The sequence below is a fragment of the Thalassoglobus neptunius genome, assembly GCF_007859735.1.
In the GTDB taxonomy this organism is placed as follows: Bacteria; Planctomycetota; Planctomycetia; order Planctomycetales; family Planctomycetaceae; genus Thalassoglobus; species Thalassoglobus neptunius.
The window spans coordinates 2,276,147-2,298,567 of the sequence record NZ_SIHI01000001.1 but is presented as its reverse complement, the minus strand read 5'-3'; the positions used below and the strand labels follow the sequence as shown (position 1 = coordinate 2,298,567).

General features: G+C 52.8%; 15 protein-coding genes. 5 read left to right on the top strand and 10 right to left on the bottom strand.

Annotation, left to right across the window (positions count from 1 at the left end; genetic code table 11):
* The first annotated feature begins 76 nt into the window (after positions 1–76).
* The 3 genes from KOR42_RS09040 (at position 77) to KOR42_RS09030 (ending at position 4,095) form a co-directional block, all read left to right on the top strand.
* Positions 77–550, top strand: coding sequence for a hypothetical protein (locus KOR42_RS09040; protein WP_146508980.1), 474 nt, complete (start codon positions 77–79; stop codon positions 548–550).
* The gene (locus KOR42_RS09035; RefSeq protein WP_146508979.1) at positions 528–1,319 is read left to right on the top strand and encodes a phosphorylase family protein; all 792 of its coding nucleotides are present in this window, start codon (positions 528–530) and stop codon (positions 1,317–1,319) included. The genes KOR42_RS09040 and KOR42_RS09035 overlap by 23 nt, the downstream gene beginning before the upstream one ends.
* Before the next feature lie 187 nt (positions 1,320–1,506).
* Positions 1,507–4,095 carry a tetratricopeptide repeat protein gene (locus KOR42_RS09030; protein WP_197440997.1) on the top strand — a complete coding sequence of 863 codons (2,589 nt, stop codon included), beginning with the start codon at positions 1,507–1,509 and terminating at the stop codon, positions 4,093–4,095.
* A 171-nt stretch (positions 4,096–4,266) separates the two neighbouring features.
* Here the strand turns inward: KOR42_RS09030 and KOR42_RS09025 are convergent, their stop codons facing one another.
* Complete coding sequence (locus tag KOR42_RS09025; protein WP_146508975.1) at positions 4,267–5,283, bottom strand: DUF1559 domain-containing protein; 1,017 nt, start codon at positions 5,281–5,283, stop codon at positions 4,267–4,269.
* A gap of 179 nt (positions 5,284–5,462) precedes the next feature.
* Between KOR42_RS09025 and hemP the strand changes: the two genes are divergently transcribed.
* Entirely contained in the window at positions 5,463–5,642 is a 180-nt protein-coding gene (gene hemP / locus KOR42_RS09020) for a hemin uptake protein HemP (RefSeq protein WP_146508973.1), read from the top strand.
* A 232-nt stretch (positions 5,643–5,874) separates the two neighbouring features.
* A complete protein-coding gene (locus KOR42_RS09015) occupies positions 5,875–7,536 on the top strand; it encodes an NAD+ synthase (RefSeq protein WP_146508971.1) in 1,662 nt (553 codons plus the stop codon).
* A gap of 106 nt (positions 7,537–7,642) precedes the next feature.
* On the opposite strand, the gene metF is transcribed toward KOR42_RS09015, so the two are convergent.
* The 9 genes from metF to nusG all read right to left on the bottom strand — a co-directional run bounded on the left by metF (position 7,643) and on the right by nusG (position 22,383).
* On the bottom strand, positions 7,643–8,521 hold the full coding sequence (metF, locus tag KOR42_RS09010) for a methylenetetrahydrofolate reductase [NAD(P)H] (RefSeq protein WP_146508969.1): 879 nt from the start codon (positions 8,519–8,521) through the stop codon (positions 7,643–7,645).
* A gap of 335 nt (positions 8,522–8,856) precedes the next feature.
* Complete coding sequence (gene mqnC, locus KOR42_RS09005) at positions 8,857–9,990, bottom strand: cyclic dehypoxanthinyl futalosine synthase (RefSeq protein ID WP_146508967.1); 1,134 nt, start codon at positions 9,988–9,990, stop codon at positions 8,857–8,859.
* A gap of 242 nt (positions 9,991–10,232) precedes the next feature.
* Positions 10,233–14,576, bottom strand: a complete 4,344-nt coding sequence (gene rpoC / locus KOR42_RS09000) for a DNA-directed RNA polymerase subunit beta' (protein WP_146508965.1) — start codon at positions 14,574–14,576, stop codon at positions 10,233–10,235.
* An 85-nt stretch (positions 14,577–14,661) separates the two neighbouring features.
* Entirely contained in the window at positions 14,662–18,369 is a 3,708-nt protein-coding gene (rpoB, locus tag KOR42_RS08995; protein WP_146508963.1) for a DNA-directed RNA polymerase subunit beta, read from the bottom strand.
* 698 nt (positions 18,370–19,067) lie between these two features.
* Positions 19,068–19,493, bottom strand: coding sequence for a 50S ribosomal protein L7/L12 (gene rplL / locus KOR42_RS08990; protein WP_146508961.1), 426 nt, complete (start codon positions 19,491–19,493; stop codon positions 19,068–19,070).
* 176 nt (positions 19,494–19,669) lie between these two features.
* Complete coding sequence (gene rplJ / locus KOR42_RS08985) at positions 19,670–20,212, bottom strand: 50S ribosomal protein L10 (RefSeq protein WP_146508959.1); 543 nt, start codon at positions 20,210–20,212, stop codon at positions 19,670–19,672.
* A 70-nt stretch (positions 20,213–20,282) separates the two neighbouring features.
* Positions 20,283–21,002: a 50S ribosomal protein L1 gene (gene rplA / locus KOR42_RS08980; protein WP_146508957.1), complete on the bottom strand. Its 720-nt coding sequence runs from the start codon at positions 21,000–21,002 to the stop codon at positions 20,283–20,285.
* A 191-nt stretch (positions 21,003–21,193) separates the two neighbouring features.
* Complete coding sequence (rplK, locus tag KOR42_RS08975) at positions 21,194–21,619, bottom strand: 50S ribosomal protein L11 (RefSeq protein ID WP_146508955.1); 426 nt, start codon at positions 21,617–21,619, stop codon at positions 21,194–21,196.
* A 107-nt stretch (positions 21,620–21,726) separates the two neighbouring features.
* Positions 21,727–22,383 (bottom strand): transcription termination/antitermination protein NusG, encoded by a 657-nt coding sequence (gene nusG, locus KOR42_RS08970; protein WP_231740812.1) that lies wholly within the window; start codon positions 22,381–22,383, stop codon positions 21,727–21,729.
* Positions 22,384–22,421: the final 38 nt, after the last annotated feature.

Sequence of the window (22,421 nt, the reverse complement as noted above, 5' to 3'; positions counted from 1 at the left end):
CATTGAAAGCAACTCTCACGCTGGCCGCTCGTCACTGTCCGCAACGTCAATCAACCTGCTACATTTGAATGTCGTTGTGAATGTTGATGCACACTGCTTCGACGAACATCTGTTGATCACCCCCTATGAATCACTTGAAGAGTACGCTCAACTGGAGCGAATCAGCATGACCTTCCGATCATGGCTTCGTCACGCATTTGCGATGCCCTCCGAATCAGCAAAGCCAACCGAACGTCAATTAGAGATCGTTGAACGACTCGCGCGTGAAGTGGCTCGTCGAGAATTGACGACCCCAGCGATCGCGTTTCTGGAAATGTCTCGCCCCTTGAACTATCTCGGCTCGCAAGCACTGCACTTTTTCCAACCGATTGCCACTGCAGTGCTGAACCCGCACGACTACTCGGAGTTCGCAGAATTTCTCGGACGCCGTGATTCGATCGACTGGATGATCGAAAAGGTCAACGAAAGCGAAGCGGAATTCACGAAATCGGCCACTCAAAAAAAGCCCACTTCGAATCGAGAATTGAATGACAGTTCCTCCAACGAATGACCGTTCCGAGTCTGCAAGCGTCACTGTTGTCGTCATCGCTGCCCTATCTCTCGAAACGGCGCCACTGCTGAGACAGCTAGATGTGAGGAAGTCCGTCAATGGGAACGGCTTCAAGTTTCGAAACTGCTTTCTCGATTCCACGCGGGTCATCGTCGTCGAAGGAGGTGCTGGCCGAGAGCGTGCGAGAGGAGCAACAAACGCAGCGATTGATGCCTTCTCCCCTGACTGGGTGTTGTCAGTCGGTCTTTCCGGAGGGCTCAGAGAATCGATGAAGACCGGGCATATCGTTGTCGCGAACGAAGTCGTGGACAGCAACGGTCCGCAGGAAATTCGAATTCCGATCGAAATGGAGGACTCACCCGGTGAAGGTTTGCACGTGGGACGTGTCTGCACTGTGGATCGGATTGTCCGAACGGTCGAACAAAAGAAGCAACTTCGAAACGCGACCGAAGCCATCGCGGCCGACATGGAATCGCTCGCGGTCGCCAGCACCTGTCGTGAACGTCAGGTCCCGTTCATGGTGATTCGATCGATCAGCGATGCCCTCGACGCAGATCTTCCTTCTGAAGTCCTCGCGATCTTCGGGAACAAAGGAACCATTCGAGCAGGTGCATTGGTGGGAAGCCTTTTCAAACGCCCAGAGTGTGTGAAAGATCTTTGGCAAATCCGCGAGCAGGCGACAAGTGCAGCGAAGTCACTCGCAACATTCTTGCTGGGAGTCTTTCCTCAACTCACACGTTCTCCAAAACCGGATCACTCAGAATCTTAACCCGTTTCGAAATCCTTGCGAGATTCCATCTCTGGGGAACATGGCGTAGGATGTAAACGCGCGGAATCTCACCAAGAGCACCTTGATCTTCAGTTTGCAGCGATTCGCAGAGACGTCGCAGTATGCAGCGGAAGAAACAGGTTCAGGCGAGTACAGGGAAACCATGAAAATGGTCGAGGAGAGAGTCATGACTCGTACGAGGGTGCCGTCACCAGTCTTCATTATCCTGATCGTCAGTACGCTGTTTTCCATCACCGCGTCAAAGGCACACTCTGCGGACATCAACGAGTGCCGCCGCCTGTTGATCACCGGGCAACTCGAAGAATGCCTCAACGAGACAGAAGCAGCGATTGAAGACGGAGTCTACGGTGAGTCCTGGCACATTCTGAAAGCAGAAGCCCAGTTCGATCTCGGCCGCTACCAAGATTCACTCACAACAATCGATCAGGCACTCGAACGTTACAGCTGGAGCATTCGACTTCGGACAGCTGCAATTGAAGCCTGCCAATTTACCGGTCAGACCGACCGCATCGAGACGCTATACGAAGAAATCGGACAGTTGGTGCAGGGTTCTCCGTGGCGTTACACCGACGCCGAGAACTTGATCACGCTTGGGCGATTCATTCTCGAACGCGGTGCTGACGCCAAACAGGTGCAGGAAACATTCTTCGCCCGTGCCCGTCGCAACAATCCTCTCCATCGATCTCCGATCCTCGCACTAGGAGAACTCGCACTCGACAAACGCGACTTCCAGCTCGCAGCGGAAATCTTCGAAGGAGCCCTCGAAAATCACGCGGACGATCCTGATATCCATTTTGGAGTCGCAAGAGCCTTTCGTGAATCAGATTCCGAAGTCTCGACTGCTGCCCTGCAAAAGACGCTGAAACTTAATCCCCATCACGTTGGGGCACATTTGATGCAAGTTGACAGCCTGATTGACCGCGAACAGTATGACGAAGCCAATCAGGTGATCGATCAGATTCTCAACGTCAATTCATCGCACCCGGAAGCACTGGCATTTCGGTCGGCAATCCTTTCGCTTCAGGGCCGGGACGAACAAGCAATCGATGCCTACGAAGCCGCTCTTGAACATTGGGAAACGAACCCGCTTGTCGACCATGTCATCGGACGGGAGTTGTCACAGAAGTACCGCTTCGAAGAAGGATCCAAACGACAACAACAGGCATTGGAGTTTGATCAAACCTATCTCGCGGCGAAGAAGCAACTCGTTCAGGACTTCATGCGTCTGGGGCGAGAAGACGAAGGCTGGCGACTCGCCGAGGAACTTCATCAGAACGATCCTTACGACATCGCCATGTACAACCTTGTCACTCTCCGCCACGAGTTGGAAAACTTCACGACGATCAGCGAGAACAATTTCTTCATTCGCATGGAGCCGGCCGAAGCAGAAATCTACGGTCAACGAGTTCTCAAATTGCTGACTCAGGCGAGACAACAACTGACCGAAAAATATCGAATCGAACTGCCTGAGACGATACTTGTCGAAATCTTTCCCAAGCCTGCTGACTTTGAAGTTCGCACCTTCGGGATGCCAGGCATCCCCGGCTTTCTGGGAGTTTGTTTCGGCGATGTGATTACCGCGAACAGTCCAGCGTCACAATCACAGAATCCGGTGAACCTCGAATCGGTTCTCTGGCACGAGTTCGCGCACGTGATCACGCTCAACAAAACCAACAACCGGATGCCGCGCTGGCTCAGCGAGGGCCTTTCTGTTTACGAAGAGCGAATGAAAGACCCCAGTTGGGGCGAGCAGATGAACTCGACTTACCGAAAGATGATCCTCGAAGGGAGTCTGTCTTCAATTCGGAACATGAGCGACCTGTTTCTTTCTCCGGAGTCCCCGATTCACGTTCAGTTTGCATACTTTCAAAGCTCGCTGGTCGTGAAATTCCTGATCGACCGCTACGGCTTCGACGCGATTCTGGCCATTCTGGACGACCTTGCCATCGGCATGAATACCAATGAAGCCATTGAACGACACACAGCCCCGATCGCTGAAATCGACGAAGCTTTCGAAGAGCACGCACTCGCTTTGGCGAATGATTTTGGTGGCGAAGTCGACTGGTCAGAACCAGAACTGGCCGACGTCATCTCGAGTCCACTGGGACCAACGGCAATCATCGCCTGGGTCGAGGCGAACCCGACCAACTACGTTGGACTCAAGCAATGTGCTTCGATTCTGCTCGAAGCAGACGAACGAACCGCAGCTGCAGAAGTTCTCGAGAAAGCGGTCGAACTGTTCCCGTATGAAACCGGTCCTGACAGCCCGTCGATGCAGCTTGCTGAGATCTACCGGTCTCAAGACATGATCGAAAAGGAATCGGACATCCTCAACGAGATCGTGAATCGTGATCCAGATGCTGTGAGCCCACTCATGAGATTGATGGAATTGTCTCAGGAAAACGAAGACTGGGACAAGCTCGCCGAATACTCCACAAGACTACTCGCTATCAAACCGCTCATCCCGCAGCCACACGCGGGACTGGCACTCGCCGGTGAAAAACTGAATCACCCCGACGAAGCAGCAAGCAGCCTCGAAGCACTCCTTCAAATGAATCCCGCAGACCCCGCCGGGATTCATTACAGAGCCGCTGCCCAATACCAGAAACTCGGAGACAAACCACGAGCCATTCGTAGCTCGCTTCAGGCTCTGGAAGAAGCCCCTCGTTACATGGACGCTCTCAAATTGTTCGTCGAACTTCAAACAACCCAAGATTCCTCGGAAGCCGAACCCGAACCGGAACTTCTTCAGTGATTCCGTTTTGAGTGTTGAGTTCGTACGCGAGTGACCGCAATGCGAACTCGACTCTGTCTGCACAAATCAGCTCGGGGTTGCCGAAGTCCCGCACAGAATTGAACGGCAAAGAGTTTGCGGAGGAAGCTTCAAACAATCGCTCGAAGTCTCCTCTCAAACAATTCCGAACAATTAAAACTCGCCGACAATTTGACCATCGTTTCGCTGGCCCAGTTTACGCCAGGTATTGCGGTCGATGTTCTCTGAAATCGATCGCACTGAGCCATCCGTCAGCAAGCTGTTGACGATGGAAATGTGCCAACTCCGAGAAGTCACCGCTGCATAGGTGGGGCCGCTGCAACTCTTGTCTTCGCGACACGAAGTATAGTCGCCTTCATCCGGACGTTCTCCGCCTGGAACAATCACGTTTGCGTTAGGAGGAAGTGTCACGGTGAATCCAGTTTGGTGAACGCGTCCGTCGACCCATTCCGTATGACCGCTGTTCGGCTTGTTGCTTCCTCCGCTACTGATCAATCCGGACACAACATCAGAAGATTCAGGAACCGTGGCCGTTCCGGTTCCGCCATCGCGATTGTATGCCGTGAACGCTTTCACTTCGGAGAAGCAAAGAGTGTTGCTTGTTCCATCAACGAATTCACGCGGCTTGAAGCTGGTGTTCGGAGCGAATGCTCCGTCACCCGGCTGGCGAGAACCGTTGACCCACACACGCCACGTTCCCCCATTGAACCCGTAGCTCAGGGGATAGTGTTCAGCGACGCCATTTGAGTCGGCACGAGTTCGGTCATTCACTTCGCTGGGACAAAGGAACGATGCCACTCGCATTGTCGGAATCTCAGCATTGATCGGATCATCATAAGCGAGAGACAAGTTCGCGATGTTGTAAATCGCAGCCTGTTCGAGGTACGGAAGAATCCGAGCCTGTGCCGACCACTCTCCTCCTGCAGTTGGATTGTCCCCTGCAGAGGAGACATCCGAGACGAACGACGGCGGAAATCCGTTGTTCACGTCAAGGTAGTTGTGCAAGGCAAGACCGATCTGCTTGAGATTGTTCTTGCACTGCGTTCGGCGTGCTGCCTCTCGAGCCTGTTGAACGGCCGGAAGCAACAATGCGATGAGAATTGCGATGATTGCGATCACAACCAACAGCTCAATCAGCGTGAAACCACGACGTCGGGAATTCTTTGACATTCTTCAAAGCCTGCAAATATCAGTGACTGCGACGAACTGAACTCGACACGCATCGAATTCAGAAGCCAACAAGCGAACACTATTGACACTGAGTCTCAATTGCAGGTAATGTAGTGAGCATCGAGTGCAAGCTCAACGCAGCCTGCCGAAATTCTGCAAGATAGAAAAAGTCCTGATTCATGAATTCGTCACAGAATGACTCGGACCGACCAGAAGACGATCATCGAGACGACGCACCAAAAGGTGACTATGAGTCGACCGAACTCTTCCATGGGCGTGAAGAGATTACGATCAAACACAACGGGCAAACCTACCGATTGCGCCAGACGAAAACAGGTAAACTCATTCTCAACAAATAGTTACGACAAGAAACACTGGCGCCGAATGGGCTCCGACCCCGCTCCAGCCAGAGTTAACGATCCTGCTGGACTGCCCACGTCGCTCCACTCCCAACTGGTTCCTGTTTCAACAACATCCCGCCGCGCATGCGAATTCAAAAAGTCCGCCGCAACCTCACTGTTCCGATGCGATTTGCGATGATGAATGCTCTACAATCATCGCTCGAAATACAGGTGCTTAACGGACAGCTCTATGAAAGTCACCATCGCCCAGATCAATCCGATCGTCGGGGATATTGCCGGAAATTCTGAGAAGATTCGACAAGCTGCGCAATTGGCAAAACGCGAGGGCGCACAACTTCTGGTCACGCCGGAACTCGCCATCTGCGGATATCCCCCCAAAGATCTGTTGTTGCGATCCGGATTCGTGGAAGCCTGTGACGCCGCAGTGAGCCAACTGGCCGACGAAGCGTCAGCCGAGTTCGGAATTCTCGTCGGCCATCCCACACATTCAGGCAACCAGGACGCACGCCCCTACAATGCAGCGACGTTGCTCGCTGAGGGAAACTGCAAACAAACGGTTCATAAGTCCCTTCTTCCGAACTACGACGTTTTCGACGAAGAGAGATATTTCTCCCCCGATACCAACCCCGAGCCGATGACGTTTCTCGGGAAGAGGCTGGGAGTACACATTTGCGAAGATGCCTGGTACGGCGAACCTGGGACATTCTATCACCTTCCGCCTCTCGAACGAGAAGACCCGGTTCGACTTCTTGCAGATCAGGGCGCGGATCTGTTCTTCAATCTGTCCGCCAGCCCATTCGAAGTCGACAAGTTTTCCCGCCGCTGTCGGATTATCCGTCAGCACGTTTCGACACACCAACGACCGGTCATCTTCGTGAATCAGGTTGGAGGCAACGACGATCTCGTCTTTGACGGAAGAAGCTTCGTCCTCGACTCCAACGGAAGACTCGCCTCCATTCTCGAAGGATTTCGGGAACAAACTGTGACCGTTGATCTCGATCACCTTACCTCCGCTGATTCCGTCATAGATTCGCGAGAAAAGCAACTCTTCGAAGCGCTCACGATGGGGCTTGCTGACTACGCAATGAAGTCAGGATTCACTGATTGCGTTTTGGGACTTTCTGGAGGAATTGATAGTGCCGTGGCTGCCGCAATCGCTGCGGAGGCCCTCGGCGGCGAGCACGTTCATGCTTTGCTCATGCCCAGTCGATTCAGCAGCGAGCACAGCCTCTCAGATTCCTGGGAACTCGCCCGGAATTACCAACTCGACGCTCAAGAAATTCCCATCGACGCGATTCACCGAGCCTATGAATCAACGGTCGTTGTCGGTGACGACCTCTCCTCTGCCCCCCTGGGCCTTGCTGATCAGAACCTGCAGGCACGGATTCGGGGAGCAATGGTCATGACGCGAAGCAATACACACGGCTGGCTCCCGATTGCGACGGGAAACAAAAGTGAACTGGCGGTCGGCTATTGCACCTTGTACGGAGACATGTGCGGGGGCTTCGCAGCACTCTGCGACGTCTATAAACAAGACGTTTACGGCATTGCCCGCTACATCAACAAGACGGCGGAACGGGAAATGATCCCTTCCAACATTATCGAAAAGGCGCCGAGCGCCGAGCTTGCCCCGGACCAGTTCGATCAGGACTCACTCCCCCCTTACCCCGTTCTCGATGCCATTCTTTACGGCTTGATCGAACAGAATCGAAACCCCGCCGAGATGGTCGGCGAGTTTCCCGAAGAGACAGTGCGGTGGGTCGTCCAGAAACTTGACCGAAACGAGTTCAAACGCTGGCAAATTCCACCGGGCGTCAAAGTCACACAAACTGCTTTCGGAACAGGTCGCAGAATGCCAATGGCAGCTCGCGGCTTCACCGGGATGAAGTAGAGCGTCTCGACGTACAAATCCGCCAGGCGAAGAATCAATCCCCGGTCAACGCAGCGAAGACCGCATAGAAGACCGACAAACTGATTTTCGCCATCGTTCAGTTGCGTCAGACCGATCGCGGAATCTGAACGGCATCGAGAATCCGTTCGCAGGCTTCCGACTTATTGAGCACGTAGAAGTGGATCCCACGGACCCCTTCATCGACCAATTGCTGGCACTGTTTGATTGCGTAGTCGACACCGATCGCACGCTGGGCTTCGGCATCGTCCTGAACAGCTTCCAGTTGACCCGCCAGCCCATCCGGGATGATCGCCCCGCACATTGCCGTGATCCGCTTAATACGAGCGAACTCAGTGATCGGCATAATTCCAGCCACAACGGGAATCGACACTGACCGTCGTTCCAGTTCATCACGAAAACGGAAGAAGTTTTCGTTGTGATAAAAGAGCTGAGTGAAAATCGCATCTGCTCCGGCGTCGACCTTTCGAACGAGATTGTCGAGGTCGAATTCCATCGTTGATGCTTCCGGATGTTTTTCCGGGTATCCGGCGACTCCAATCCCAACGTCCGGAAACCGTGACCGAATCAGTTCAACGAGTTCGTTGGCGTACTTCAGACCTCCACTGACCGCCTCAAACGAATCGCTTCCGGCGGGAGCATCACCCCGCAAGGCCATGAAGTTCTGGATTCCCCGGAGATCAGCTGCATCGAGCCAGTTGTTGAGTTGCTCGATGGTCGACCCGACACAAGTGAAATGAGCTGTGGCTGGGATTTGAAAGTCCCGCTGGATCATCTCACAGAGTTCAAGAGTCCGATCTTGAGTGCTGCCCCCCGCACCATAAGTGCAGGAGATGAAGTCGGGAGAACGAGCGGTGAGTCGCTGCAAACCTTCAAGGAGCGCGACATCACCAGCTTCCGTTTTCGGCGGGAAAATCTCGAACGAGATTCCAAAAGGAGATTTCTCGTAAACGTCTTTAATCCGCATCACACACCTTGAATTTGTATTCTGCTCGACTGAGGCAAGCTGTCTTTTTCAATCCGCACTCGAGAACAACTTTGCACTGGAAGACCCAGACTTTCCCGACCATGTTCGTAAGAACCGGTTCGGACCATCTTCCAAAACTCTTTGCAAGCTATCTTAGTTTCCGATTCCACTCACTCCAAAGTCAAATCGGAATTGCTGAACAATCCCGACGAATCGAGGGAGCGATTGTCATGTTACCTGAACAATTTCCTGTCAATTCTGCTCAATCGATACAACCGTAATCGCTGATTCAATTGTTGCCGGCCGTCGATCTTCAGCTCCTACGCGACCGAAGACTATCCGTTCTCCACGTCGTCGACGTACTCGTAAAAGACATTGCGTTGACGCGGAATGTAGCCAGCATCCGAAATACAGCGTTTGATCGATTCCAGCGAGAGATGAAACACCGTCCCCGCTTGAGCAACAACGTTCTCCTCGATCATTAAACTGCCCATATCGTTGGCTCCGAAGTACAGAGCCAGCTGCCCGATTTTCTCACCCTGAGTCACCCAGGACGATTGAATGTTGGGGATGTTGTCGAGGTACAATCGAGCAACTGCTTGAGTCTTCAAATACTCGAAAGCTCCCGCTTCGGGAACGACTGACATGTCGACCCCACCCTTTCGCGGTCCACCGAACCAGGGAGCCGTTTCGGGAGCTTGATGAGTCCAGCAAATGAACGCAGTGAATCCACCGGTCTCGTCCTGCAACTGACGAAGCCGTTCGAGATGTTCGATTCGTTCTTCCAACGTTTCGACATGCCCGAACATCATCGTGCAAGTGCTCTTCCCGCCGATCTCATGCCAGACGCGATTGACTTCCAGCCATCCGTCTGACAACACCTTACCGCGTGTGATCTGTTTGCGAACCCGATCGACGAGAATCTCCCCGCCCCCACCCGGTAAACTCCCGAGTCCGGCGTCTTTGAGTCGTTTGAGCACGGTCCGCAGTGGCAACTTGCTCATCTTGTGAAAGTGCCACAACTCCGGAGGACTGAAACCGTGGACGTTGATCCCCGGAAATCTCTTTCGCATTCCTCGCAGCAAGTCTTCGTACCATTCCAAAGGCAACTCAGGATGCAGCCCGCCCTGCAGAAGTATCTGATCCCCCCCGAGATCGAGGGTTTCCTGCATCTTCTGATCGAGCACCTCTTCGGTCAGAACATACGCTTCGGCATGCCCAACTGGTCGATAGAAAGCACAGAAGTCACAAACAGCTGCGCAAACGTTGGAGTAGTTGATATTCCGATCGATGTTGAACGTTCTGTACGGCTCCGGATGAAGCCGGCGAGTCACCTCATCAGCAGCAACTCCGAGAGCTGTTAAGTCAGTCGTTTTGAGAAGCTCAAGACCTTCCTCAGGAGTCAGCCGTTCCCCCGACACCGATTTGGCGAGGATCTCATCAATCTTTGTTCCCAATGCGGCAACCATTTCACTCTATCCCGGCTGATTTCACTGAACGACTTTTCGATTCGGCGATTTGAACAGACATCCGTCTTCGGCGAATCTCTTCCACTTGCTGACACAGACAAGGCCAGTCACGAAACAACGATCAACCTGCCTGCCAATTGAACCGCGAATCTTCTGTCAGCTTAACGAATACGTGTACGCAAACAAGGCGTTGATCAATTCGACCAACGCCTTGTTTCTTGACGTCAAAATGTCTTCGCAGCTTACTCTTCTGGAGACAAATCTGTGAACGACGGAACGTCGCCGAACGCAGGTGGAGCAGGTGGCTGATCCACCAATCCGAGGTCTTGAGCAAGCTGATCGCTTTCACTCAGCATTTCACGCCGAGCTGCAAGAATGCGAGCATGTTCATCACGCAACTCCTGCTGGGCTTCTGGACGAATCCGAACGGTCGATTCCTGATGCATGTTGAAACCAGTTCCGGCTGGAATCAGGTGCCCCAAGATGACGTTCTCTTTGAGACCCACCAAACCGTCTGACTTTCCAGCGAGTGCTGCTTCTGTCAGCACCTTGGTCGTTTCCTGGAAACTCGCAGCGGAGATGAAGCTCTCACTTTGGACAGCAGCTTTCGTGATCCCCAACAGCTGAGTACTGGCACTCGCGGGACGCGGAGCCGTGTACTCAATGAGTTCATCGCCAGCAGCTTCGAGGTGCTCGTTGACCTCTTCCACTGTTTCCAGCGGAACGACGTCGCCGACGACAAACTCAGTCGCACCTGCACTGACAATTCGCACACAGTTCATGAGAGCACGATTGACGCGGCGGAATTCCCACTTGTCGACAACGACGCCAGGAAGCAAATCAGTGTCGCCAACATCGTCGATTCGAACTTTTCGAAGCATCTGAGACACAACAAGCTCGATGTGCTTGTCGTCGATTCCCACACGCTGCGCCCGGTACACGTTCTGAATCTCATGCAAGAGATACTGATGAACCGCTTCTTCTCCACTGACGCGAAGAATGTCGTGAGGAACAAGCGGACCACGAACGAGAGCATCCCCGGCGGTGACCAGATCGCCTGTATGAACCAGAAGTGCCTTACCGTGCGGAATCACGTGTTCGACATCGGTGCCGTCTTCTCCGTGGACAACGATGACTCGCTTGCCACGCTTTCGCTCGGCGATCAGTTCCACTTCCCCGCTGATCTCAGCAACAACGGCCGGATCTTTCGGCTTTCGTGCTTCGAAGAGTTCGGTGACACGCGGAAGACCCCCGGTGATGTCCTGTGTTCCGGACGCTTCACGAGGCTGTTTCGCAAGCACGGCCCCAGCTGAGACTTGTGCTCCTTCTTTAACTTCGATGTTCGCACGTTCTGGAACGTAGTAGTAATCCAGAATTTTTCCGGTGCTATCCTCAAGGATGATCTGCGGATGCAGGTCGCCCTTGTGTTCGATCACGGTCGTACGAATGTGTCCGCTCAAGTCCTTTTCAGTTCGGATCGATCGACCTTCGATCAGATCCTCGAATCGGACGCGACCACCAACTTCTGCCAGAATTGGAACCGAGTGCGGATCCCATTCACACAGAACCTGACCTTCTTTCACTTCTTCATCTTCTTTGACCTTCAGATAAGCACCGGCCGGAATGTTGTATTTTTCCAGCTCACGATCTTTCGGGTCGATGATGATAATCTCACCCTGACGAGCAAGAACGATGTTCTGCCCCTCAGTGTTGACGACGCTTCGAACACGAGCAAATTTGACACGACCAGCTTTCTTGGTCTTCAGATCGCTCTCTTCCAACTCTTTCGATGCCACTCCACCGATGTGGAACGTCCGCATCGTCAGCTGCGTTCCAGGCTCACCGATACTTTGTGCAGCGATAATCCCGGTTGCGAGACCTTCTTCGACAAGTTGCCCGGTCGAAAGGTCCATCCCGTAGCAATTTTGGCAGATTCCAAGCTCTGCTTCACAAGCCATAGGACTTCGAACCTGAATTCGCTCAAGCCCCATATCTTCAATTCGCCGAGCGATATCGACGGTGATCAACTCACCTTCGCGAACGATGACTTCGTCCGTGATCGGATCGACGATGTTCGTTCGACTGACGCGACCTCGAATCGCCTCGGCCAGACTCACTTCGACTTTCTCGCCACGATAAAGGACTCCGCGAGTCACACCCTTGGTCGTTCCGCAATCGCGTTCAGTGACAACGAGGTTCTGACAGATATCCGCCAGTTTTCGAGTCAGGTAACCGGAATCGGCAGTTTTCAATGCCGTATCAGCCAGTCCTTTTCGAGCACCGTGCGTTGACGAGAAGTACTCGAGAACCGTCAGACCTTCACGGAAGTTCGATTTGATCGGGGTTTCGATGATCTCACCACTTGGCTTGGCCATCAGACCACGCATACCGGACAGCTGGCGAATCTGTTCAATTCCCCCTCGAGCACCGGAATCTGCCATGAGATAAATCGGATTGACATAAGCCCCGTCTTCTCGAACGTCGTGTTCAAGTCGAACCTTCATCGCTTCGGTAATCTCTTCCCGAGCGTGAGTCCAAATGTCGATGACCTTGTTGTAACGTTCCTGACCGGTAATCACCCCGCGGTCATACAGCTTCTGCTGCTTAAGAACTTCGCCTTCACCCTTCAGAATCACTTCTTCCTTGTTCGGAGCGACAACGAGGTCCGTTGTTCCGAACGAAAGGCCGGAGCGAGTCGATTCCGTAAACCCAATCTTCTTCATGTTGTCGAGAAGATCGATGGTTTCACGCTGACCAACTTCGAGATAGCAATCTGAAATGACGTTCGACAGGTCTTTGCTCGTCAACGTCTTGTTGTAGAAGGCCATCCGCGTCGGAAGGGTATCATTGAAAATCACTCGGCCGGGAGAGGTCTCAATCAGACCGCCAGCCTTGTAACTTTCCGCCCCATCACCTTTGACGCGTTTGTCTTTTGGAAGTCGAACTTTCACTGCGGCGTGACGTTCAACAACTCCCAACTGATAGGCAGTAATACACTCATCCGGGGAGCCGAACATAAGCCCTTCTCCTTCACGTCCCGGTCGTTTCAGGGTGCAGTAGTAGCAACCCATCACGATATCCTGAGACGGGGAAATAATCGGGGCACCATTCGACGGACTGAAGATGTTGTTCGTCGACATCATCAATGTCGTCGCTTCAACTTGAGCTTCAATCGACAGCGGCAAGTGGACCGCCATCTGATCCCCATCGAAGTCGGCGTTGAACCCTTTACAGACGAGAGGATGCACACGGATCGCGTGACCTTCGACGAGAACCGGCTCAAATGCCTGGATTCCCATTCGGTGCAGAGTTGGAGCACGATTCAAAAGCACAGGATGATTCGTGATCACTTCATCAAGAATATCCCAGACTTCTTCATCTCGTCGTTCCAGCATTCGCTTCGCCGACTTGATCGTATCCGCATGCCCAAGTTCTTTGAGCCGACGGATGATAAACGGCTGGAACAATTCCAGAGCGATCTTCTTAGGAAGACCACACTGATGCAGTCGCAACTCCGGACCGACCACAATGACCGATCGCGCTGAGTAATCGACACGTTTCCCGAGCAAGTTCTCGCGGAATCGTCCCTGCTTTCCTTTGATCATGTCTGTCAAAGACTTGAGCGGGCGATTCGAAGAGCCCAGCACTGGACGCTTACACCGTCCGTTGTCGAACAGAGCGTCGACGGACTGCTGAAGCATCCGCTTTTCGTTTTTGACAATCACTTCCGGAGCATTCAGATCGACAAGCTTCTTCAGCCGATTGTTCCGGTTGATGATTCGACGATAGAGATCGTTGAGATCGCTGGTCGCGAAGTTTCCAGATTCCAACATCACCAATGGACGCAGATCCGGTGGAATCACAGGAATACAGTGCAGCACCATCCATTCCGGACGGTTATCACTGTCGCGGAGAGCTTCAATGACCTTCAATCGCTTGATGAGATCACGGGCTTTCTGCTGACTGCCGGTTTCGCGCAGTTCCTGACGCAGCTTGACGGACTCGTCAACAAGGTTGACATCGGTCAACAGAGAGAAGATCGCCTCGGCACCCATTTCGATCTTGAACTCGCCGTCGCCGTACTTCTCTTTCGCATCTTTCGCTTCATCTTCTGTCAGAAGCTGACATTTACGAAGCGGAGTGTCACCGGGATCGGTAACAACGTATTCCTGGAAGTAGATGACCTTCTCAAGACTGGTTGTCTTCATCGAAAGCATTGCGCCCAGACGGCTCGGCATGCTCTTGAAGAACCAGATGTGGACGACGGGCGCAGCGAGCTCGATATGCCCCATTCGCTTTCGTCGCACGCGGGAATGTGTGACCTTCACTCCGCAGCGGTCACAAATCATCCCCTTGTACTTCATTCCGCGATATTTTCCACACGCACATTCCCAGTCCTTTTCAGGTCCGAAAATCCGCTCGCAGAACAATCCATCGCGTTCAGGACGATAGGTTCGGTAGTTGATTGTCTCCGGCTTTTTCACTTCGCCAAAAGACCAACTTCGAATGTCATGCGGACTCGCCAGACTAATCTTGACGGCTCCGTAATCGTTAACGCGATCGTAAGCACCTTCTCCAACGCTCACTGGGAACTCCCCTGTTGAAGTGAATGAGTTGTCTTCTAAGTTGAATCTGCAGCCGAAACCGGCACTTCAATACAATGAGCCCGGCTCACGAATGAGCTTTCTCAAGTTGCATGTTCAAGCAGAGACCCCGGATTTCATTGTTGAGCACGTCGAAGCTGGCGGGTGTTCCGGCTTCGAGAGTGTTCTCACCCTTGACCATCGATTCGTAGATTTTTGTACGACCTTCGACATCGTCACTCTTCACAGTGAGCAACTCCTGCAGAATGAAGGCTGCCCCGTAGGCTTCCAAAGCCCAGACTTCCATCTCTCCGAATCGCTGTCCACCGAAGCGGGCTTTTCCGCCGAGTGGCTGTTGAGTGATCAAAGAGTAAGGACCGGTCGCACGGGCGTGAACCTTGTCATCAACCAGGTGGTGAAGCTTGAGCATGTAGATGTGACCGACGGTCGTCTTCTGCTCCATTCGTTCACCGGTTCGACCATCAAAGAGTCGAACTTTTCCTTCCTCTGGAAGACCTGCTTCGCGAAGACATTCGTTGATCTCTTCTTCTGGAGCTCCATCGAAGACCGGGCAGATCGCTCGGAAGCCAAGCTTTCCAGCTGCCCACCCGAGGTGAGTTTCCAAAATCTGCCCGACGTTCATACGACTCGGAACCCCCAGCGGGTTCAGGACGATATCGACGGGTGTTCCATCATCGAGGTAAGGCATGTCTTCGACAGGCAGCACCTTCGAGATCACCCCTTTGTTTCCGTGGCGACCCGCCATCTTGTCCCCGACCGAAATCTGTCGCTTTGAGGCGACATAGACTTTGACCATCTGCAAGACACCATTCGGGAGTTCATCACCCCGCTTCATACTGTTGAGCTTCTGGTCCTGCTCATCAATTGTGTCTTCAACAAACGGCCACCGCTCGGTCATCAACTTGCGAAGGTCGGCTTTTTTCTGCGGACTGCGGATGTCGAGATTGTCTTGATGCGTTTCGAAGTCCCGTGCGTACTGAGCCAGGAACTTTGCATCCTCAATGGTTCGCAATTCGCGTCCATCATCGTCAACAAGGTGTTTCCCGATAGACTCTTCGAACTCAACGAGAAACTCTTTGAACTTCGCAGCGATCGCTTCCTGACCTGCCTGCTCAACTTTCTTGACTTCCTGATCGAAGGTCTTTCGATCCGCCTCAGAAAGACTCATTCGTCGAGAGAACTTCTCAGTCTGGATGACAATTCCCTCAACGCCACTGGGGACCTCAAGAGATTCATTCTTAACGTCTTCACCAGCTTTTCCGAAAATCGCATGCAGCAACTTCTCTTCGGGAGTCAGTTCTGCCTTCGCTTTCGGAACAACCTTTCCGACAAGAATATCCCCCTGTTTGACGCGAGTTCCGACATGCACAATTCCTTCGTCGGTCAAATGGCGAAGTGCCTTCTCACTGACATTCGGAATATCACGGGTGAACTCTTCTCGTCCCAGCTTGGTCTCTCGAATTTCAACATCGAACTCATCGATGTGAATCGACGTATAGACGTCGTCCTTCACCAACCGCTCAGAAAGAATGATCGCATCTTCAAAGTTGAAACCTTCCCACGACATAAACGCGACGAGCACGTTTCGGCCGAGAGCCAGAACCCCATTTCGTGTGGCAGCCGAGTCGCAAAGGATCTCGCCCTTTTTGACTTTCTGTCCAACCGAAACAATCGGCTTCTGATTCAGGCAGGTTCGTTCGTTCAATCCGGTGTACTTCCGGAGCGGAAATCGTTTGCCTTCAACTTCGATGACGTTCGCATCGACATAGGTCACTTTGCCGTTTCGATCTGATCGAACGACCATCCCGGAGTATCGAGGAACTTCGTCCTCCATCCCCGTTCCGACGAGCGGAGCTTCCGCAATCAAAAGCGGAACCGCCTGCCGCTGCATGTTCGAACCCATCAAAGCACGGTTCGCATCATCGTGCTCGAGGAACGGAATCAAGCCCGCCGAAACCCCAACCATCTGGGCTGGAGCGACGTCGATGTATTCCACTTCGTTGACGGAAATCCAGTGCACGTCATTGCGATAGCGAGAGAGAACACGCTCGTCGAGAATTTTTCCTTTCTCAACATGCGTATCCGCTGGAGCAACGTGAACGTTCGACTCTTCATCCGCACGAAGCCATTGGATTTCATCAGTGACCCGGCCTTCAACCACCTTTCGATAAGGCGTAATCAAGAAACCATAGTCATCGACTTTCGAGTAGATACTCAAACTCGAAATCAGACCGATGTTCGTTCCTTCAGGAGTCTCAATCGGACAAATTCGACCGTAGTGAGAAATGTGAACGTCACGAACTTCGAAGCCAGCTCGTTTTCGGTTCAAACCACCAGGACCCAATGCACTCAATCGACGCTCGTGAGTCAGCATCGACAATGGGTTCGTCTGGTCGACAACCTGAGAGAGTTCGCTCCGCCCGAAGAAGTATTCAATCGCTGCGGAAACACTCTTCGGATTCACCAACGTCCGAGGTGTCATTTCCTCGACATCTTTCAAGCTCATCCGCTCCTGGACAGTCCGCCGAAGCTTCAAGAAGCCTTTTCGGATTTCATCCATCCCCAGTTCATCGATTGTACGGAGCCGACGATTTCCGAGATTGTCGATGTCGTCGACATAAGCTGAGTCATCATCGCAGCGCAATCGCACGAGATAGCGAATTGCATTGACCATGTCCTCGGACTTGAGCGTCATTTCGTCATCAGGGACATCCTGATCGAACTTCCGATTGATACGGAAACGCCCAACACGACCGAGTCGATAACGATTGACGTCGTAGAACTTCTCAGCAAAGAGATCTCGCGCCTTTTCCAGCGACGGAGGAGTCCCCGGACGAAGTCGCTGATAAATTTTCAACAGGGCTTCTTCGTGGCTTAGGGTCGGATCCTCTGCCACGCTGTCGAGAATCAGAGTGTCCCTCACCTCATCGACAACCTGAACCTCTTTGATCTGAGCTTCCGAGATTTCTGCCGCCTGCGTTGCTGAAATAACGCTGCAACACTCGACAATAATTTCCCCAGCTCGCTCACCGGTCTGATAGACGATGTCTTCGGCTGCGTATTGCCCAGCCAGTTCCGAACCGTCTTTCCCAACCTTGGCCGATTTGATGTTGTAAAACAGTTTCAGCAAAGAAGTATCATCGCTAAAGTTTTCATCCATCGCTCGCAGCAACGTCATCGCCGAGAACCGACCGCTCTGGTCGATTCGAACGCCGAGGGTTTCCTTCTTGGAAACCATGAATTCAATCCAACTTCCTCGCTCCGGAATGACGCGGCAAGAGTACTCTTTCCGCTCGCCCGGTTCGTTGGACATCACGAAATCGACACCCGGAGACCGGTGCAACTGACTCACGAGCACTCTCTCGGCACCGTTGACGATGAACTCACCACCGCCCACCATAATGGGCATGTCACCGAGATAGACTTCTTCCTCAATCGGTTGTTCTTTCACGAGACGCAGCGTCACGCGGAACGGCCGTCCGTACGTCATTCGCAACTGGCGACATTCGACTGGGGTATAGCGAGGCTTGCCCAACTCGTAGCGCACATACTCCAACCGGTATTGGCCGTCATAGCTTTCTACCGGAAAGACCTCTCGCAGAATCTCTTCGAGACCTTCGTCCCGTCGCTCTTCTGGCTTGCGATCGAGTTGAAGAAATCGTGCATACGATTCCGTTTGAATTCGTGTTAGATCAGAAAGCTCATAATGAGCTTCAATCTTACCGAAGTTTCGAACAGAGTCTGTCGCGATGATTCGTTGATGGGGAATTGGCATTCGTCGGATTCTCAGCAAGCGATGACAAACAATGAACGTATTCAACAGACCGAGACCTACACGGTTTCTCGGTCATTCTCAAGCAAGAGAGCCTTCAGCAGGCAGACAACCGAATCGAAGCTGAAAGCAAACAGCCCCTGGAGCGCAACAACTGTATCCTGTCAGAGCCCAACCGTTCGGCCACGCGGGCAACGGTCGGTTGATCCAAAAACCTTGAACAGCGTGGGGACGTCCGTGAGTGCAACATCTTGTGCCTTACTCTGCTCCAGTGTTCGAAAATTCGCAGATGGAGATGCCTCACGAGTTGTCTCTCAGCCCGAAAACACACTCGCACATGCCTTCCTTCCTGAGTTAGAAGGTCACGTAAAGCGCACCTCAAGCGTACCAAGGACCAAAACAGCGTCCTTAGACTCAAGTGATCGTCCCCCATCGCCCGAACAAAATCAGCAATTCCATCTTTCCGAAATCCGGAATTCGGACTAACTTCTGCTGTCGTCGGGTCCAATCGAGGAGACTTACGAACAATGCGCCAGTGTGTCAAATGAAACGTCCTTGGAGATCTCCGTATATCGGCGGCAACCATAAAGTTACCGATTCCGGCGCATATTGCAACCGTGTGGCACGCAGAATGCTTGACCACATAACAAAAATAACGGCATGACACTATCTTGCCATGCCGTTATTGTCCGCAAATACGGTTACTTCAACTCAGCAGAACCGCCAGCACCTTCGATCTCTTTGACGAGCTTTTCTGCTTCTTCTTTTGGCACAGCTTCTTTGACTGGCTTCGGAGCACCTTCGACCAGTTCCTTGGCTTCTTTCAAGCCCAGGCCAGTGATACTTCGGACGACTTTGATCACGTTGATCTTTGCATCGCCGAAACTGGTCAGGATCACGTCGAAGTCGGTCTTCTCTTCAACAGCAGCGGCACCTTCGCCACCACCAGCTGCAGGACCAGCAGCCACGACAACGCCGCCACCGGCAGGCTCAATGCCATGAACTTCTTTAATGTAATCAGACAAAGCCTTCGCCTGAAGAAGCGTCAACCCAACGAGTTGATCGCCGAGGCTTTTGGTTTCGTCATCGAATTCTTTTGCTGGGGCTTCTGGGGCTTCAGCTGACATCACAATTCTCCAGTGTCAAATGCCGGCGTGCGTAAACACGTCGCACCGGCTCGGTAGAGTGAAAATTTCGTCCATGGAAATCTGCCGTTTTCGAAGAGCTGTCTGCTCATTATGTCACTGGCAAATGCTTCCCATAAACTCAACAAATCTCGGCCTCACTCGGCCGAACCGGGACGCTACGCCGCGTCGCCGCCTTCGTCTTCGTTGTTCTCTTTGTCCGCAATTGCTTTCAACTGACCAGCCAGTGTTCCACCTAGTCCGAGCAGTGCACCACTCAATGTTGCACCCGGGCTCAAAGCCAGTCCAACAATCTGACCGATCAATTCCGTTCGACTTGGCCCCTTACTGATGCCTGTCACACCGTCAGAATCAACTTCCTGACCGTCGACCGCACCGCCCTTGATCTCAAGCTCTTCGATCTTCTTCGCCCAGTCGGCCATCTCCCGAGATAGACCGACAATGTCCTCGCCACCCCACGCGATCGTAGATGGTCCAGACAACGAACCATCCAGGGTATCCATTCCGGCACCGCGAAGAACAACACGCAACAGCGAGTTCTTCACACCCAGAAGAGTGATCCCCTTCTTTTCCAACTCCATCCGCAAGTTGTTATTTGAGATCGCGTCGAGCTTGGAAATGTCCAACACGAGAAAATCTTTCCGATCAGCCAGGCGCTCCTGGAGATCATCGATCATCATCTTTTTGACTACTTTACTCATCAGTCTTTTCCACTCTCGCCGCTGTAATTCAGCTGTAATTCAATCGAACGATCCCAAAATCAATCCAGGATCAACCAGCCATTTGCGTTGGACTCACTTGCACGCCCGGTGTCTGCGTCGCCGACACAGTCACAGAACGCATGTAAACTCCCTTCGCTGCCTGCGGCCTCAGTTGCTCAATCAACTTCAGCAGCGTGTCAATGTTTTCCACAAGCTGTGAACTGTCGAACGAAAGCTTCCCGACGAGACAGTGCACATTCCCGGCATCGTCAACGCGGAACTCGACCTTACCAGCCTTGTACTCTTTCACTGCTGTCGCGACATCTTGCGTCACAGTGCCAGCCTTCGGAGACGGCATCAACCCTCGCGGGCCAAGCACTCGACCCAGCGGACCAACGACACCCATCATATCCGGCGTCGCAATCGCAACATCAAAATCGAGCCATCCGCCGACAATCTTATCGGCCAGCTCTTTGCCGCCTGCGTGATCAGCACCCGCCTCAAGAGCTTTTTCTACGTTCTGATCTTTACAGAAAACGAGAACTCGCTGAGACTTTCCAATCCCATGAGGAAGGACAATCGAGCCACGCACAATTTGATCGGCATGCTTTGGATCAACTCCGAGCCGAACAGCCAGCTCGACAGACTGATCTGCCTTGCTTGGTTCAACCCCTTTCGGAAGCTTCGAATCCAAACCCTTCAAGGCTTCAACCGCCTCAGAAACAGAGACTGCCCCCAGCCCCGAAAGAGCTTCTCGATACGCTCGTTGACGCTTCGATACTTTTGACATGACTGTAATCTTCTTTCGCTGCCTTATGCAGACTGCTTCACTAACGCGACGACGTTCTAATTAGGACCGAGCACGTCAACACAGTGCGACATACAACAAACACAACTGAACTGGAAAAAGTGCTCGCAATTGACAGGAACCGACGAAACATCGCCGAATTCAACTCGCCACAAACCGAACCGGGCGACGACTCAGTCAACCACAGTAATTCCCATACTCCGAGCCGTTCCTGCGATGATCCTCGCAGCATTATCGATATTTGACGCATTGAGATCGGCCAGTTTCACCTGAGCGATTTCTTTGAGTTGCGCCTGAGTGACGGTCCCGACCTTGTCTTTCAATGGATTCGACGCACCTTTTGCAACCTGGGCAGCCTGCTTCAGAAGAACAGCAGCCGGCGGGCTCTTGATCACAAAGGTAAACGAACGGTCATTGAAGACCGAAATCACAACAGGGAGAGTTGTCCCTGCCATTTCTCGAGTCTGGTCGTTGAACTGCTGCACGAACTGCCCGATGTTCACACCGTGCGGTCCGAGGGCTGTCCCCACAGGTGGAGCTGGAGTTGCCTGCCCACCAGTCACTTGAACCTTAATTTCCGCTACTAACTGCTTGGCCATCTCCAGCCTCATCCCTCATGACATCTAAGTCATTCAAAACCGTCATCGCCAATTAACCACACACTGAGCCACTCTGCGCGTCCAGAGCGGAGAGCCTTTCTGGCGAATCAGGCCTTCTCAACCTGCCAGTGTTCCAATTCGACTTCGGTTGGCCGGCCGAAGATTTCGATAATCACTTTCACTTTTCCCGTCGCATCATCCATGCCGTCAATGACACCTTCAAACTCAGCAAAAGCCCCTTCTTTGACTTTCACCTGGTCACCAACAGTCACATCAAACTTCACAACAGGCCGAGGAGCAACTTCCTTCTCCTCTTCTGCGGCAACATCCTGACCCAACCAGCGGCGTACTTCCTCGTCTTCCATCGGGATCGGCTTGCCTGCCGCTCCGGTGAAATCACCCACGCCGCTTGTCGACCGCACGAGATGCCAACTTTCGTCAGTCATCTCCATCTCAATCATCATGTATCCAGGCAGCAACTTCTGCTCACGAACGCGTCGTCCGCCACCTTTTGTCTCCACCACTTTTTCCGTAGGAATGAAGACTTCACCAAAGTGCTCTTCCATCCCCTCCATCTTAATTCGACGAAGGATCGAGTCGCGAATTGACCGCTCCCGATTACTCTGCACCTTGAGCACAAACCACTTCCGGGGATTGCCGGACCCAGCTTGTTGTGCATCGTCGGTGTTGGTTTCTTCCTTATCCATGGCGAGCCACGCATCTTGATCGATCGCAGTGTGAAATTCAAGCGAACGAGTGGACAATTCTATTTTCGTTTCACCGTGCCCATTTGACACGGACG